Annotated in this window: 14 protein-coding genes; 8 read left to right on the forward strand and 6 right to left on the reverse strand. The window is 73.4% G+C overall.

The window, feature by feature from the left end; genetic code table 11:
- Positions 1-455 precede the first annotated feature (455 nt).
- Positions 456-1,229: a Fic family protein gene (locus tag IEZ10_RS23140; RefSeq protein WP_189248612.1), complete on the reverse strand. Its 774-nt coding sequence runs from the start codon at positions 1,227-1,229 to the stop codon at positions 456-458.
- A gap of 775 nt (positions 1,230-2,004) precedes the next feature.
- Between IEZ10_RS23140 and acs the strand changes: the two genes are divergently transcribed.
- From acs to IEZ10_RS23170, 6 genes are all read left to right on the forward strand, one after another.
- The gene (gene acs, locus IEZ10_RS23145; RefSeq protein ID WP_189248613.1) at positions 2,005-3,990 is read left to right on the forward strand and encodes an acetate--CoA ligase; all 1,986 of its coding nucleotides are present in this window, start codon (positions 2,005-2,007) and stop codon (positions 3,988-3,990) included.
- Positions 3,991-4,064: 74 nt separating this feature from the next.
- Positions 4,065-4,952, forward strand: a complete 888-nt coding sequence (locus IEZ10_RS23150) for a hypothetical protein (protein ID WP_189248614.1) — start codon at positions 4,065-4,067, stop codon at positions 4,950-4,952.
- 103 nt (positions 4,953-5,055) lie between these two features.
- Complete coding sequence (nhaA, locus tag IEZ10_RS23155; protein ID WP_229811547.1) at positions 5,056-6,318, forward strand: Na+/H+ antiporter NhaA; 1,263 nt, start codon at positions 5,056-5,058, stop codon at positions 6,316-6,318.
- Between the two features lie 14 nt (positions 6,319-6,332).
- Positions 6,333-6,806: a phage holin family protein gene (locus IEZ10_RS23160; protein WP_189248615.1), complete on the forward strand. Its 474-nt coding sequence runs from the start codon at positions 6,333-6,335 to the stop codon at positions 6,804-6,806.
- On the forward strand, positions 6,803-7,726 hold the full coding sequence (locus tag IEZ10_RS23165) for an alpha/beta fold hydrolase (protein WP_189248616.1): 924 nt from the start codon (positions 6,803-6,805) through the stop codon (positions 7,724-7,726). The genes IEZ10_RS23160 and IEZ10_RS23165 overlap by 4 nt, the downstream gene beginning before the upstream one ends.
- Positions 7,727-7,787: 61 nt before the next feature.
- Positions 7,788-8,243 (forward strand): DUF309 domain-containing protein, encoded by a 456-nt coding sequence (locus IEZ10_RS23170; RefSeq protein WP_189248617.1) that lies wholly within the window; start codon positions 7,788-7,790, stop codon positions 8,241-8,243.
- Between the two features lie 109 nt (positions 8,244-8,352).
- Here the strand turns inward: IEZ10_RS23170 and IEZ10_RS23175 are convergent, their stop codons facing one another.
- Positions 8,353-9,555, reverse strand: coding sequence for a MarP family serine protease (locus IEZ10_RS23175; protein WP_189248618.1), 1,203 nt, complete (start codon positions 9,553-9,555; stop codon positions 8,353-8,355).
- Between the two features lie 72 nt (positions 9,556-9,627).
- Here IEZ10_RS23175 and IEZ10_RS23180 point away from each other — a divergent pair, with 72 nt between their 5' ends.
- Positions 9,628-10,170: a HEAT repeat domain-containing protein gene (locus IEZ10_RS23180; RefSeq protein ID WP_189248619.1), complete on the forward strand. Its 543-nt coding sequence runs from the start codon at positions 9,628-9,630 to the stop codon at positions 10,168-10,170.
- A gap of 140 nt (positions 10,171-10,310) precedes the next feature.
- Here the strand turns inward: IEZ10_RS23180 and IEZ10_RS23185 are convergent, their stop codons facing one another.
- Together IEZ10_RS23185 and nth are read right to left on the reverse strand one after the other, a co-directional pair.
- A complete protein-coding gene (locus tag IEZ10_RS23185) occupies positions 10,311-10,952 on the reverse strand; it encodes an NUDIX hydrolase (protein WP_189248620.1) in 642 nt (213 codons plus the stop codon).
- Positions 10,953-11,195: 243 nt separating this feature from the next.
- On the reverse strand, positions 11,196-11,915 hold the full coding sequence (gene nth, locus IEZ10_RS23190; protein ID WP_229811548.1) for an endonuclease III: 720 nt from the start codon (positions 11,913-11,915) through the stop codon (positions 11,196-11,198).
- An 87-nt stretch (positions 11,916-12,002) separates the two neighbouring features.
- Here nth and IEZ10_RS23195 point away from each other — a divergent pair, with 87 nt between their 5' ends.
- Entirely contained in the window at positions 12,003-12,683 is a 681-nt protein-coding gene (locus tag IEZ10_RS23195; protein ID WP_179820706.1) for a Crp/Fnr family transcriptional regulator, read from the forward strand.
- A gap of 42 nt (positions 12,684-12,725) precedes the next feature.
- Here the strand turns inward: IEZ10_RS23195 and IEZ10_RS23200 are convergent, their stop codons facing one another.
- Positions 12,726-13,523, reverse strand: a complete 798-nt coding sequence (locus IEZ10_RS23200; RefSeq protein ID WP_189248621.1) for an MBL fold metallo-hydrolase — start codon at positions 13,521-13,523, stop codon at positions 12,726-12,728.
- The gene (locus IEZ10_RS23205; RefSeq protein WP_189248622.1) at positions 13,520-14,428 is read right to left on the reverse strand and encodes an NUDIX hydrolase; all 909 of its coding nucleotides are present in this window, start codon (positions 14,426-14,428) and stop codon (positions 13,520-13,522) included. The genes IEZ10_RS23200 and IEZ10_RS23205 overlap by 4 nt, the downstream gene beginning before the upstream one ends.
- Between the last annotated feature and the right edge of the window lie 108 nt (positions 14,429-14,536).

Consider the following 14,536-nt stretch of genomic DNA (forward strand, 5'->3'; position numbering starts at 1 on the left):
CCATCGGCCTCGATCCGGCATAGAAAGGGTTCAACGGACCACTTGTCCGGGGCATGGCCATCGGGCACCCACGTGCCGCCGAGCCGCGGGAGGCATGTCGGAGCGGGCTCCAACCCGCTCAGTGACATCAGGGTGCACGCCTGGTAACCCGGCTGGACGTGCCAGCGACGGCGCTCCACACCAGGAGCGCCGTCTGCTATGTCCGCGGGGTACGGCCAAGCCGTGCCCACGGGCAGGGCGGGCACTCCACCGGCGCCCCGGGCACCCCGCCGGCATGACAGGCGCCACACCGGAACACCGGACACCGGCATGACGAGCAGTCACCGCCGCACCGGCCCGCACCGGCATGACGGGCGTCCCACCGGCGCGCCGGGGCGCCGTACCCGCACGCCGCACGCTCCGGACGCGGGAGACCCCGCCGTGTCCGGGACGTGCACACCGCGTCCGGGACGCGGTCAGCCCCGCTGCATGGACTCGCAGATCGCCGTGGCCTCCCGTACCCCGAGGGTCACCGCCGCGGCGCAGTGCCGCACCCAGGCCGCCACCCCTTCCGGAGTGCCGAGCAGGTAGGAGCGCAGGGCCTCCGGATAGCCGGAACCGAGTTCGGCGTGGCCCACCTCGACGGCCACCAGTGACTTGGGGTCGAGACCGAACTCCACCAAGGTCAGCCGTTCCGCGGCGCGGGCGACCACGCCGTCCGCCGACCCGAACGGCCGCAGCACCGCCAGTTCCGCGTGCACGATGGCGGCGAGGACCAGGGCGGGCGCCGTGGACGTCCCCGTGAGGAGGCCCACCAGCCCGTCCACCCTGGCCACGGTCTCCTCCGGGCCGGGCGCGGGGCCCGCCCCCAGGGGATCGGGCGCCTCCGCGGCGGTCCGGGGCCGTCCGAGGTCCTCGGTCAGGCCGGCGGCGGCGAGGGTGTGCAGCCTGGCCAGCACCTGGCGCGGCGCCGCACGCCACGTGGGGCCGAGCCGGCCGAGCTCCGCCGAGACGCGCAGCGCGCCCTGGACGACCGGGTCGGTGGCCTCGGGGATGGCTTCGAGCGGGATGTCCACACCGTCCAGCGCGGCGGACGCGCGCGCCCCGTGCAGCGCCGACATGGCCGACACCTGCGGGCTCTTACGCCGCAGCACGCGATGGCGGTAGAGCCGGTCCACGGCCCCGCGCGCCTCGGCGACGGCCTCGGGCACCCCGGGGAGCTCGGCGATGGCAGCCAATGGGTCGTTCACGCCCCCGACCCTACCGGCCGGTCAACAAAGGGCCGCCTCCGCCCGCCTCCACCCGCCGAAGGCTCACCGAAGACTCGCCGAACGCCCGCCGGACCGGTCCGACCTGGGCCCCGAGGCATGACGGCCTCGCGGATGCACGTCCTCACGAGGTGGAGCCCCCGCGGGTCCGGCGTGGCGGACCCGCGGCCGCCCGTCTCCACCCGCCGGGCCTCCGCCCAATGAGCTCCCGACCGCCCATCTCCGCCCGCCGGACCTCCGCCCACTGAGCCCCCGACCGCCCGTCTCCGCCCACTGAGACCCCGGCCGCGCATCCGTGCGGCAAAACCCGGCCCTCGTCCGGCAAAGCGGCCGGCAAAGCACCCGACCCGTACTCCGGACGGCGCCGCACCGGCCTCCCCGCGGCTCTCGTCTCCACCCCCGTACGGCGCCGCCGGCTTCCGGCCGGGTCCCGATCGGCCACCGGGGCGATTTGGGCCCGTCGCCGAAACGTTCGGTACGTGCGGCGGGAAACGCGCGGCGCGCCGTTCGGCGAACGCATACCACCGCCCACCGCAAGCCCCTATAAAACCATGGGAATAACGCTTTATCCATTCTTATGGTGTCGAAAGCACAACGTTTTCCCGACGTCCGTCACCGAGCGTCAAGACCATTGTGAACCGCGCTGGTCCCCTATCACCGGTTGGTACAGACCTGTCTAGACCTCTTGTGGCGGGCACCGCTGGCCTGGTGAAGTGGGACACGACCAGTCCGACCGGCCGTACGTAAGGAGTGCGCAGTGACCCCGGAGACCCCTGGTTCCGAGTCGCGTGAGACCCAGGAGACCTTGTCGAACCTGCTGCAGGAGACCCGGCGGTTCGCGCCTCCCGCCGCCCTCGCCGCGGCCGCCAACGTGACGGCCGACGCCTACACGGAGGCGGAGGCGGACCGCCTGGCGTTCTGGGAGAAGCAGGCCGACCGGCTCGCCTGGTCCAGGCGCTGGGACACCACGCTGGAGTGGAACCCGCCCTTCGCCAAGTGGTTCGTCGGCGGAGAGCTCAACGTCGCCTACAACTGCGTCGACCGCCACGTCGAGGCGGGCCGCGGCGACAAGGTCGCCTACCACTGGGAGGGCGAGCCCGAGGGCGACAGCCGTACCCTCACCTACGCCGACCTGCAGCGCGAGGTCTCGAAGACGGCCAACGCTCTGCAGGAGCTGGGCGTGGGCAAGGGCGACCGGGTCGCCGTCTACATGCCCATGATCCCTGAGCTGCCGATCACGATGCTGGCCTGCGCCCGTATCGGCGCGATCCACTCGGTGGTGTTCGGCGGCTTCTCCGCGAGCGCGCTCAGCGGCCGGATCAAGGACGCCGACGCCAAGCTCGTGGTGACCGCCGACGGCGGCTACCGCAGGGGCGCCCCCAGCGCCCTCAAGCCGACCGTGGACGAGGCGGTCAAGGAGTGCCCGGACATCGAGCACGTCCTGGTCGTGCGGCGGACCGGCCAGGAGGTGGCCTGGACCGAGAAGGACATCTGGTGGCACGACCTGGTGGACCGCCAGCCCGAGACCCACGAGGCCCAGGCCAACGGCGCCGAGGACCCGCTGTTCATCCTCTACACCAGCGGGACGACCGGCAGGCCCAAGGGCATCCTGCACACCACCGGCGGCTACCTCACCCAGATCGCCTACACCCATGACGCGGTGTTCGACCTCAAGCCCGACACCGACGTCTACTGGTGCACCGCCGACATCGGCTGGGTGACCGGCCACTCCTACATCGTGTACGGCCCGCTGGCCAACGGCGCGACCAGCGTCATCTACGAGGGCACCCCGGACACCCCGCACCGCGGCCGGTTCTGGGAGATCGTGCAGAAGTACGGGGTCACGATCCTCTACACCGCCCCCACGGCGATCCGCACCTTCATGAAGTGGGGCGACGACATCCCCGCCAAGTACGACATGTCGTCCCTGCGCATCCTGGGCAGCGTCGGCGAGCCGATCAACCCCGAGGCGTACGTCTGGTACCGCGAGCACATCGGCGGCGAGCGCTGCCCGGTGGTGGACACCTGGTGGCAGACCGAGACCGGCGGCGTCATGATCAGTCCGCTGCCGGGCGTCACCGCGGCCAAGCCCGGCGCGGCCATGCGCCCGCTGCCCGGCATCAGCGCCGACGTGGTCGACGACCAGGGCAACTCGGTGCCCAACGGCGGTGGCGGTTACCTCGCGATCCGCGACCCGTGGCCGTCCATGCTCCGCACGATCTGGGGTGACGACCAGCGCTACATCGACACCTACTGGTCGCGCTTCGAGGGCATGTACTTCGCGGGCGACGGCGCCAAGAAGGACGAGGACGGCGACATCTGGCTGCTCGGCCGGGTCGACGACGTCATGCTCGTCTCCGGCCACAACATCTCCACCACCGAGGTGGAGTCGGCCCTGGTCTCCCACCCGAAGGTCGCCGAGGCCGCGGTGGTCGGCGCCACCGACCCGCTCACCGGCCAGGCCATCGTGGCGTTCGTGATCCTGCGCGGCAGCGCCGAGGAGAGCGATGACATCGCCGCCGAGCTGCGGAACCACGTGGCGAAGACGCTGGGTCCGATCGCCAAGCCGCGGCAGATCATGGTGGTCCCCGAGCTGCCGAAGACCCGCTCCGGCAAGATCATGCGGCGTCTCCTGCGCGACGTGGCCGAGAACCGCAGCATCGGCGACGTCACCACGCTCGCCGACAGCACGGTGATGAACCTCATCTCCGAGAAGCTGCCGAGCGCCAAGACCGACGAGTGACCGCGGGCGGGCCGGGCGCGGGGCCGCACACGCCCGGCCCCGCCGCGGGGCGGCCGGCGCGGCGGGACGAAGGAGTGCGGTGGCGGCTCTCGGCCTCGGCCGCCTGCGCGCTGGTCGCCGCGGTCCTGGCGGCCGCGCAGGTCCTCGTCGCGCACCGCCTCGGCGTCAACGACTGGACGGTCAGGGGAGGCTCGTACGCGGAGTACGTCGACTGGGACCACCCGCTGACCCGGTCCACGTGGTATCCCGCCGCCTCAACACTGATCGCCTCCATGATCACCCACCGCCTGTTCCGGCGCGCGCCGTGGTCCTGGAGGTGGCTGCCGCCGGCGGCCTGGCTCGGCTCCTGCTTGACCGCCGGCCCGCTCCTGTACGGCCTGGCGTCGGCGGCGCCGGAGGCCGGCATCGGCTCCGGCCCGTCCGCGGCGGTCCGGGCGGTGGCCGTCGGCGGCGTGATCGGCCTCGTCGCGGCGATGGTGGCACTGCGGCGCCGGGAGGCCGGAGCCGGCCTTGTGACCTACATCCTGTGGGTCTCCCTCCTGGAGTTCGCCAGGCCCTGGTGGTGGGACAGGGCGCCGGCCTTCGATCCCATGCTCACGGAGGAGGTGTGGGCCGGCGGTTCCGGTGATCGCGTGGTGCGGGCGTCGTTCCTCGAGGCCGGCGGGATCACCGCCGGGCTGATCGGGCCGGTCGTGGTCAGCGGCGTCGTCGCGGTGTGGGCGGCGGCGCGGTACGGCCGGAGGCGGAGCGGGGTGATCGCGGGCGTGGCCGGCCCGCTTCTGCTCTGCTCCGTATATCTCACGATCGATCCGGGCTGGGGCGATCAGGACAGCGTCCAGGCCGCCCTGTGCTGGTACGCCTTCCTGGCGGTGCCGATCGGGCTGTGCTCCGCCACGATCGCCGCCACCCTCGCCGGGGCCGTCGCGCGGCGGGTCGGGGCCGACGCCCGGCGGACACGGTGAGTCGGTGAGCATTTCGCGCCCTGGGTAGGCTGGCGGGCAGGTGTGCCGGGAAGTCTGGTCGGCCGGTGGGGGAACGGCCTCCGCCGCGTTGCCAGGAGGTCCCATGCGCCGTTCCACGCGCCGTCCCGTGCGCCGTCCCGCCGAGGTCTGGCCCTTCGGGCCCACCATCCGGTACAGCCGCCAGGTCGCCGAGGCGCTGCGCACCGAGACCGTCGGCGGCGTCGTCATGCTGCTGGCCGCCGTCGCCGCGCTGGTCTGGGCCAACGTCTCCCACGACTCCTACGAGGCGCTGCGCGCCGCCTCCTTCGGCCCGGGGGCCCTGCACCTGGACCTGGAGCTGTACCGGTGGGCCCAGCACGGCCTGCTCGCGATCTTCTTCTTCGTCGCCGGCGTCGAGGTCAAGGAGGAGTTCGTCCACGGCGAGCTCGCCAACCTCCGCAAGGCCGCGCTGCCCGTCATCGCGGCGATCGCCGGAATGATCGTGCCGGCCCTGGTGTACCTCGCGGTGAGCCGGGGCGCGCCGGACGCGGGCCGCGGCTGGGCCATCCCCACCGCCACCGACATCGCCTTCGCCCTCGCCGTGCTCGCCGTGACGGCGAGCGCGATGCCGGCCGCGCTCCGGGCGTTCCTGCTGACCTGCGCCGTCGTGGACGACCTCGGCGCGATCACCGTCATCGCCGTCTTCTTCAGCCACGACCTGAACCTCCTCGCCCTGCTGGCCGGGGCGTTGATCATCGCCCTGTACGGCCTGCTCCAGGCCCGCCGGGTCCGCGGCCTGTGGATCTACCTCCCGCTCGCCCTGTCCGCCTGGTACGCCGTGGAGATCAGTGGTGTTCACCCGACCGTCGCCGGGGTAGCGCTGGGACTGATGACGCGAGTGCACGCCGCACCGGGCGAGACGGGCTCCCCCGCCGAACGGGCCGACCACCGGATCCGCCCCCTCTCGGCGGGCCTCGCGGTGCCCGTGTTCGCGCTGCTGTCCGCCGGGGTCCCGCTCGACCTGGCCGGACTGGGCGACGCGGCCGGTGACCGGGTGGTGATCGGCGTGGTCGCGGGCCTGGTCGCCGGCAAGTTCCTCGGCGTCTTCGGCGGCGCCTGGCTGGCCGTACGGCTCGGCCTGGCGAGGCTCGCGGAGGAGCTGAGCTGGCGGGACATGGCGGCCGTGTCCACCCTGGCGGGAATCGGGTTCACCGTTTCCCTGCTCATCGGTGACCTGGCCTACGGCGACGACCCGGGGCGGGCGAACGCCGTGACCGTCGGCGTGCTGACGGCGAGCCTCGTCGCCTCCGTCCTGGCGGCGATCCTGCTCAGGGTGCGCGTGCGCGAACACTCCGCACGCAGGATGATGGTCGACACCGGCCCTTGATTGGAGACCCCTAGATGACACAGATCCCATCCGCGGAACCACAGGAGGAGTCGCTGGGCTCGCTGGTCGCCGCGGCCACCGACCAGATCTCCACCCTGGTCCGCGCCGAGATCGAGCTGGCCAAGTCCGAGCTCAAGTTCGACGCCAAGCGGGCCGGCGTGGCGGGCGGCCTGTTCGGCGCCGCCGCGTTCATGGCCCACCTGTGCCTGATCCTGGCCTCGTTCGCCATCGCCTACGGCCTGGTCGCCCTCGGCGTCTGGACGTGGCTGGCGTTCGCGATCGTCACGGTGTTCTACCTTCTGGTGGCGGCCCTGTTCGTCTACCTCGGCATCCGCCGACTCAAGGGCCTGACCGGGATGAAACGGACGCTGCACTCGCTGAAGACGCTCAAGGGCGGCGAGAGCGACCTTCCGGTCGCCGCCGCGCCCGCCCCTCCGACCGCGGGCCAGGTCGGATCGCACCGTGAGCCGGTGAGCCGGGACCTGTGAGCGCCCCCGACGAGTCCCTCGTACAGGTCGAAGGCCCCTGGACCCACCGGTCGGTACACGCCGGCGGGACCCGCTTCCACGTGGTGGAGGCCGGTGAGGGGCCGCTCGTGCTGCTGCTGCACGGGTTCCCGCAGTTCTGGTGGACCTGGCGCAACCAGCTCGTCTCGCTGCCCGCGGCGGGGTACCGCGCCGTCGCCGTCGACCTGCGCGGCTACGGCGGCAGCGACAAGCCGCCGCGCGGCTACGACCTGCCCACCCTGGCCGGTGACGCGGCCGGGCTGATCCGGGCGCTGGGCGAGAGTGGCGCCGTCGTGGTCGGCCACGACTGGGGCGGGCTGCTGGCCTGGACGATGGCGGTGTGCGACCCCAAGGCGGTCCTGCGGCTGGTCACGGTGTCCGCCCCGCACCCGCGCAGGCTCCGCGCGGCCCTGTTCGGCGAGCCGTTCGGCCAGCTGCGGGCGGCCTCCTACGCGCTGGGCTTCCAGCTTCCGTTCCTGCCCGAGCGCCGCCTGGTGGCCAGGGGCGGTGCGAAGGTGGGCCGGATGCTCGACGAGTGGTCGGGGCCGGGCTGGCCGGAGGAGGACGTGGCGAGGACCTACCGCGAGGTGTTCCGCATCCCCACGGTCTCCCACTGCGCGGTGGAGTACCACCGTTGGTTCGCCCGTTCCCAGCTCCGCCCCGACGGGCTGCGGTACGCCAGGATGATGCGGAAGGGGATCGACGCGCCCACGCTGCAGCTGCACGGCGCGCTGGACCCCCACGCCCTGCCGCGCACCGCCCACGGCTCCGGCCGCTACGTGACCGGACCGTACCGGTGGCGGATGATCGACGGCGCCGGGCACTTCCCGCACGAGGAGCGCCCGGAGGAGTTCGACGCCGAGGTCATCCCGTGGCTGGCCGACCCGGAGCCCGGCCGGTGACCCCGCGCGACCGCGACCCCGGGGCGTCCCCGGCCCGCCGTACGGCGAAGGGGCCGGGCCGGTGATCCCCAGAGACCGCGACCCGGAGGGGCGGCCACGCAACCGGCGGCCCCGGGACGCCTTCGGCAGGCCGCTGCCGCACGGCGCCGAGGGCGTCGAGCGGATCCCCGACGACTACGCGCCGAGCGCCGCCGAAGCCCTGTCCGAGGCGCGGCGGCTGCTCGGCGAGGGCCGGCCGTTCCACGCCCACGAGGTGTTCGAGGGCCGGTGGAAGAACTCCCCGGCCGGGGAGCGGGAGCTGTGGCAGGGGCTGGCGCAGATCTGTGTCGGTCTCACCCACCTCCAGCGCGGCAACCGGCGCGGGGCCGCGGCGCTGCTCGCCCGGGGGGCGGACCGGATCGAGGGGTACGGCGCGCCGTACGAGGACATCGCCCGGACCGCCCGGACCTTGGAGGACGCGGACGCCGGGGCGGCCGTCGCCGCGGTCCGGGACCTCCTCGAAGCACCCGGGCACTGAGGGGCCGGGGACCTCCGAAGCCCGGTGGTCCGGGGATCCTCCACGGAAGGCGCCGACGACCCGCCGGGCGGCCCGTCTTCCGGTGGCCGCCGGGAGCCGGGTTCCGGGATCAGCCGCCGCTCTGGTCGCACTCCTGGGTGCTGACCCGGTTGACCAGCCGCGAGCCGTCCTGGGCGTCCGGCGTGACCTCGGCGGCGGTGAGGACGTATCCGGTCTCACGCTGGTCGAGGGCCGCGGCGAAGACGACGCCGTAGACCTTGCCCTCGGGGGAGAGCAGCGGGCCGCCGGAGTTGCCCTGCCGTACCAGGCCGCGGATCGCGTAGACGTCGCGGAAGACGGTCTTGCGGTCGTAGATGTCGGGGCCCTTGGCCTTCTGCTGGCCCCGGATGCGGGCGACGTTGGGCGTGAAGCCGTGGCCGTGCGGGAAGCCCGCGACGATGGCGTCGTCGCCCTTCTCGGCGGTGCCGTCGAAGCGCAGGACCGGCAGGTTCAGGCCGGGGACGTAGAGGATCGCGATGTCCCGGTCGGGGTTGTAGAGCACGACCCTGGCGTCGTGGACGTTGTTGAGGTAGTCGGTGACCTGCAGGCCCTGGTCGACGCCCGCGACCACGTGGGCGTTGGTCATGATCCGGTTCTGGGAGTAGACGAAGCCGGTGCCCTCGATGTGCCTGCGGCAGCTCGTGGCGATGCCCTGGACCTTGACGATGCCCCGGCGGGCCCGCGAGAGCTGCGAGCCCTTCAGCACGCCCTGGTCGGGCGGCGGCACCTCGACGAACTGGCCCGCCCCTATGGCGTCGAAGACCTTGGGGAAGCCGGAGGTGTCGATGAAGTTCTTGAACGGCTTCTGGAAGTCCTTCGCCGCGGTCGGCAGCGCCTGGTCGACGGTGCTGATCAGCAGCGACTTGTTGACCTGCTCGCTGAGCAGCGTGAACTGCGAGGAGGTCAGCAGTGACCCGATCAGCCAGGCGGTGACCAGCACCGAGAACGCGCTGGCGAAGGTGCCGCCCACCGCGTCGACGACCTTCGCCGGCTCCCAGGTGACGTGGCTGCGGACCACCGCGCCGATCGTCGAGGAGGCGAACTGCCCGATGGTCGCGCTGAGGAACACGATGACGATGGCGAGCAGCGCCCGCTCGGTGTCCCCGTCGACCACGGCGGCCGCGATCGGCGGGGCGATGAACATGCCCAGCAGCCCTCCGCCGACGAATCCGACGAAGCTCAGCGCCCCGATGATGAACCCCTGCCGGTATCCCGACACCGCGAAGGCCACCATCAGTGCGATCAGGATAAGGTCGAGGAGATCACCACTCACCCCTTTACGGTATCCACCGACCGGCCCGCGCGTGCACTCCTTCGGTGACGTGCGGCCCGTTATCGTGGCCGTATGGCAACGATCGGGGGGTCGGCGCCCGTGGCGGCACTGATAGAGACCGCGCTGCGGGACCAGGACGACGGCGAGGTCCGCTGGCACGTGATCGGGCTGCTGGGCGAGCGGCACGACCTGGAGACCCTCGCCGCGGCGCGGCGGCTGTGCGACGGCGGGACGGTGGCCGAGCGGACGCTCGGGGCCGACATCCTAGGCCGCCTGGGCCTCACCGACCGCAGCCTGCCCATCCTGCGCGCGCTGGCCGCCCGCGAGGAGGACCGGACGGTCCTGTACTCGGTGCTGATCGCCTTCGGCCATCTCCACGACCGCCGCGCGCTGCCGTCGGTGATCCGCCTGAGCGAGCACCCCGATTCCAGGGTGCGGTACGGCGCGGCCTACGCGCTGCCGAACATCGTGGGCAGGCCGCCGGACCCCACGGGCCTGACGGCTCTGCGGCGGCTGGCCGCCGACCCCGACGACGACGTGGCCGAGTGGGCCTGCCTGGGCCTGGCGCTGTCGACGGGCGGCGCGGTCGACGACGCCCGGCCGCCGGCCGGCTGAACCGGGGACGGGCGACCGGCGACGAGCAGCGGCGAGGGCGGCGGGCGCCCACCGGCCGACGGGGTCGGCGGGCGGCCGTCAGGCGACGGCGGGGTCGGCTGCGGGCGGCCGTCAGGCGGCGGCCAGGCGGTGGACGGCGGTCAGCGGGCGGCGAGGTTGACGACGTCCGGGGGGATGTCCTCGATCCGTGAGCGGTCCCAGGGCAGCTCGAACCCCGACCCGGCGAGCACGCCGTCGAGCACTCCCGCGGTGAAGCCCCACACCAGCAGCCCGCGCACCCGGAACGCCGGGCCGCTGTAGCCGCTCGGGTGGCGCAGCCTGAGACGGTTGACCGGGTCGACCAGCTCGGCCACCGGGACCCGCTCCACCGACTCCACCTCGTCGGGCGAGGCCGCGTGGACCGCGCACGGGGTGTGCCACCAGCCCAGCACCGGGGTCACCCGGTTGTGGCTGTGCGAGACGTACAGCTCCGGCATCGTGCCGACCACGTGAACACCCGCCGGGTCCAGGCCGGTCTCCTCCCGCGCCTCGCGCAGCGCGGCGGCGACCGGGCCGCCGTCGACGGGATCGACCCCACCGCCGGGGAACGCGGGCTGGCCGGCGTGCAGACGCCCGCGCCGGCTGCGCTGGATCAGCAGCACGTCGGGGCCTAGGGGACCCTCACCGAACAGCAACAGAACCGCGGCGGCGCGCCCTCCGGAGGCGGGCGGGCGCAGCGTCGGGGGAACGGGCGCCTTGGCGGCTTTCTGGGCGAGGGTTTCCAACCATCGGGGAACTTCCACGGGTACACCTCCGATCTTCTGCAACACTTCGGCCCGGTCCGCTGCTTCCCGGGTCCCCGTGGCTTCCCGGGTTCCTGTGGCTTCCCGAAGGGTTCACCGGAGCCGGGCAGGACGGGGTCCGAGGGTGCCGGGGTTCTCGCGGGCCCGCCCGGCCTTCCGGCACTCGGACCCTGGCTCTCCCGCACTCCGGCCTTCCGGCGCTCCGGCGCTCCGGCGCTCCGGCGCTCCGGCGGGGAGAGCGGATCAGGAGAACGGCCCCGGCCGCACCAGCTTTCCGGCCTGGACGGGGTCGACCGGGCCGATGCCGTACGAGGGGCAGAGGGCCGCGAGCGGGCAGACGCCGCAGGCGGGCTTGCGCGCGTGGCACATGCGGCGGCCGTGCCAGATCAGGCGGTGGGACATCATCGTCCAGTCGCGCCTGGGGATCAGCTCCGCCACGACTTTCTCGATCTTCACCGGGTCGGTCTCCGCGGTCCAGCCGAACCGGCCGGCCAGACGCTGGAAGTGGGTGTCCACGGTGATGCCGGGCACGCCGAACGCGTTGCCCAGCAGAACGTTCGCGGTCTTGCGGCCCACGCCGGGCAACTTGACGAGGTCGGCGAGCCTGCGGGGGACCTCGCCGCCGTGGCGCTCGCAGACGGCCTGGGCCATGCCGATGATGCTGGCGGCCTTGGCGCGGAAGAAGCCGGTGGACCGGATCATCTCCTCCAGCTCGGCCCGGTCGGCGGCGGCGTAGTCCTCCGCTGTCCTATATTTCATAAAAAGAGTGGGAGTGACTAGATTGACTCTTTTGTCAGTGCACTGCGCGGACAGGATCGTCGCGACCAGCAGTTCGAGCGGGTCGCGGAAGTCGAGTTCACAGTGTGCGTCGGGGTAGGTCTCCGCCAGGATCCGGTCCATTCGCCGGGCACGACGGACCAGGGCGAGCCGGGTCTCACCAGCGGGGATGACGTTGCGGGCCACTCCGACAGCCTACGCGTACGGCCCCCTTTGGGGCCGCGCGGTGGGATACGTCACAATGACTGCGTGAGCCGTGAAACAGGAGGCACTGTGAACACCGACGACGTGCTGGGCAAGGCACCTCTGTTCGCGGCGCTCGACCGTGAGAGCGCCGCGGCGCTGCGCACGAGCATCTCCGAGGTCACCCTGTCCAAGGGGCAGACGCTCTTCAGCGAGAACGAGACGGGCGACCGCCTCTACGTGGTGCTCGAAGGCAAGATCAAGCTGTCCAGGACCGCGCCGGACGGCCGGGAGAACCTGCTGAGCGTGCTCGGCCCGGGTGAGATGTTCGGCGAGCTGTCGCTGTTCGACCCCCGTCCCCGCACCGCCTCCGCCATCGCCCTGACCGACGTCCGGCTGGCCGGCCTCGGGCACGACGACCTGCGTCCCTGGCTGACGGGCCGCCCCGAGGTCGCCCTGCACCTGCTGCGGGCCCTGGCCCAGCGGCTGCGCCGTACCAACGACGTGCTGGCCGACCTGGTCTTCACCGACGTCCCGGGACGGGTCGCCAAGGCGCTGCTCGACCTGGCCGACCGCTTCGGCCAGCGGATCGACGACGGCATCCGCGTCCACCACGACCTCACCCAGGAGGAGCTGGCCCAGCTCGTCGGCGCCTCCCGGGAGACGGTGAACAAGGCCCTCGCCGACTTCGCCCAGCGCGGCTGGCTGCGGATCGAGGCCAAGGCCGTGGTCATCCTCGACCTGGAGCGCCTGCACAACCGCTCCCGCTAGAACCCGCCGGGGCCGTTGGGACCGTTCCCGTGCCCGGCCCGGTCAGCCCTCCAGATAGCCGAGCTGGGCGCGGACCGACATCTCGGCGGCCGGCCAGAGCGACGGGTCGACGTCCGCGTAGACGATCTCGACGATCTCCCGCGGCGTCACCGCGCCCCGGGCACGGGCCGCCCGGATCTGGTCCAGCCGCCGCCTGCGGTGCGCGACGTAGCCGTCCAGCGCGCCGATCGGGTCGGCCAGCACCGGGCCGTGGCCCGGCAGCAGGGCCTCGGCCCCGACCCGCTCGGCCGTCGCCCGCAGCCGGTCGAGCGACCGCAGGTAGTCGGCCAGGTCGCCGTCCGGGGCGATCACGGTGGTGCCCCGGCCGAGCACGGTGTCGCCGGTCAGCATCGCCCGGTCCTCGGGCAGCCAGAGGCACAGCGAGTCGAACGAGTGGCCCGGCGTGCCCACGACGTGCAGCTCCAGGCCGCCGGCGGTGACCACGTCGCCGTCGGCGAGGCCCTCCTCGCCGAGGCGGTGCCGGGGGTCCAGCGCCCTGACCGGCGCGCCCACCAGCCCGGAGAGCCTCCGCGCGCCGCCGCTGTGGTCGTCGTGGCCGTGGGTCAGCAGGATCGCCGCCACCCTGCGCCCGGCCAGGCGGGCGGCGACCCGGGCGAGGTGCGCCTCGTCGTCCGGTCCGGGGTCGACGACGAGCACGTCCTCCTCCACGTCCTCGCGGCCGATCAGCCACGTGTTCGTGCCGTCCAGCGTCATCGGGGAGGGGTTGGGCGCCAGCAGCGCCAGGGTGTGGGCCGTGCCGGATCCGTCCGGCCCGCCCAGGGGTATCCGCAGCCCGCTCACCGGCGGCCCTGCCTGAAGTACTCGCCGTCGAGCACCAGGCACAGCTCCCCGTCCACCTCGGCGACCTCCGGCATGAGCGTGACGATCTCCCGCCGTACGGCGAGCACGCCGGCCACGGTCGCGTACCCGGCGAGCTCGCCGAGAGTGCGGTAGGTCGGGGGCATCAGGAAGATCCGCCCGTCCCGGGCCCCGGCGAGCGCGTCGGCGGGCCGGGCCCACGTCACCTGGTCGGCCTCGCCGCCGACGTCGCGGGTGCGCTGGCCCGCGGGGAGGGCGGCGACGAAGAACCGGGTGTCGAAGCGCCGGGGCTCGACCACCGGTGTGATCCAGTGGGCCCAGGGCCGCAGCAGGTCGGAGCGGAGGACCAGCCCGCGCCCGGCGAGGAAGTCGGCGAACGACAGGCTCCGGTCGATCAGGGCCAGCCGGTCGGCCTCCCAGTCGTCACCGGTGGTGTCGGCCACGACGGACGTCGCGGACGAGCCGGCGAGCAGGACCCCCGACTCCTCGAACGTCTCGCGCACCGCGGCGCACACCAGGCCGCGGGCGAGCTTCTCGTCCGCGCCGAAGATCTCGCCCCACTCGGCGGGCGACGGCCCGGCCCAGGCGACCGCGTGGTCGGCGTCCCGGGGGTCCACCGCCCCGCCGGGGAAGACGTAGGCGCCCGCCGCGAAGGCCATCGCGGCCTTGCGCCGGAGCAGGTAGACCTCGACGCCCCCGCCCTCGGGGCCGCCGGCGCCCCCGGCGTTCTCGCCGTCCTCAGTGCCCTCAATACCCTCGGCGCCCTCGGCGCCCTCGCGCAGGAGGACCACCGTGGCGGCGTCCCGGGCCGGAGCGGGCCGCGCCCGCCCGGCCAGGATGTCACGCGCGCGCTCGCCGTCCGCGCCGGAAAGCGGGAACCCGCCCATTCAGATCCTCCACCAGAACAACAGTCGGTCTCGGGAACCATCATGTGGCAGGTCCGCCGCCCCGGACAATCGCGGCCGGCCCCGGTGATCGGGCCGGGGCCGGCTCCG

It is taken from the genome of Streptosporangium pseudovulgare (assembly GCF_014648055.1).
Lineage (GTDB): Bacteria > Actinomycetota > Actinomycetes > Streptosporangiales > Streptosporangiaceae > Streptosporangium > Streptosporangium pseudovulgare.